Below are 949 nucleotides of genomic sequence, written 5' to 3' on the forward strand. Positions count from 1 at the left end.
ACACTCTTTATCCGCCCCCGGTCTTCACATTTAGATTATTCAGATTAGGCGACAACTATTCTGACACCGGGGGCCATGAGCGGCCCAATATGGCGCTGGGCGGCTACACGCCGAAACAGCGCTTGGCACAGGCCGCATGACCTCTACTTTTGAGTGCTCCAAAAAATGGGGGGATTACCGCACAGTGGGTCAATGGCTCCACCTACAATGACTTTACCGATAGTTGTGCTAAAGCACGAACTTTTTCATTTATTAGAACCCTTGCTCAGGGTGAGCCATTAGTATTTAACCAGGTCGTCAATCCTGGTGGTGGTGAGAGTACAGATTGCAAGCGATTAATGGCGACAATTTTCAGCGTGTACAACTTATCACGGCAACAGAGTGCCTATAAACGCACTATGGATGAAGATGACTTTATTGAATTATCTGCGGCGCTGGAAATCGCCTATGATAATACCATCATAGTCTTGTTTAAGCGGGGAAAAATTAAAGATGCAAGTGATGGAAACAAAAATAGCAATATCACTGAGTCACGAATAAGCAACCAATCAACCTTTAGATAAGATTAGGCAGGGAGCCATCTCTGCCCTCTTAAATATCAGGTTTTGCAGCATCTTTTATATTTTTTACCTGAACCACATGGACATGTATCATTTACACCAATCTTTCGCCCCCCCCACAAAACCAGCGAACTTACTGCCAGTCAAAGATCCTTTGCTTAATATATCTAGAATGTTACTAAATTCATCAGCCAATATTTTAGGAAGATCGTTTTCTATAAACATCTTGCTATATGTAGTCGCTTGCTTATCCCCCATTTCTGTTGCTTTTTTTATCAATTCATTGCCTTTTATCTTATCTGGCTTTACATTGTGGCTAATAACATCATGTCGATCAGCCAATAACATCATGCCGATCACCATTTTTCTACCCGCAGGAACTGCGTCTT

General features: G+C 42.5%; 3 protein-coding genes. 1 reads left to right on the forward strand and 2 read right to left on the reverse strand.

All coding sequences use genetic code 11. The features are described from left to right. The first annotated feature begins 149 nt into the window (after nt 1-149). On the forward strand, nt 150-563 hold the full coding sequence (locus OKC40_RS22625) for a hypothetical protein (RefSeq protein ID WP_270797042.1): 414 nt from the start codon (nt 150-152) through the stop codon (nt 561-563). Between the two features lie 35 nt (nt 564-598). Here OKC40_RS22625 and OKC40_RS23040 read toward each other — a convergent pair whose 3' ends face one another. Next, the gene (locus OKC40_RS23040) at nt 599-682 is read right to left on the reverse strand and encodes an SEC-C metal-binding domain-containing protein (protein ID WP_434430497.1); all 84 of its coding nucleotides are present in this window, start codon (nt 680-682) and stop codon (nt 599-601) included. After that, nucleotides 651-949 (reverse strand): hypothetical protein (locus OKC40_RS22630; RefSeq protein ID WP_270797043.1); only part of this gene is annotated, 299 nt, incomplete at its 5' end. The genes OKC40_RS22630 and OKC40_RS23040, both read right to left, overlap by 32 nt.

This window comes from Aeromonas sp. QDB11 (assembly GCF_027705265.1).
GTDB lineage: Bacteria > Pseudomonadota > Gammaproteobacteria > Enterobacterales > Aeromonadaceae > Aeromonas > Aeromonas allosaccharophila.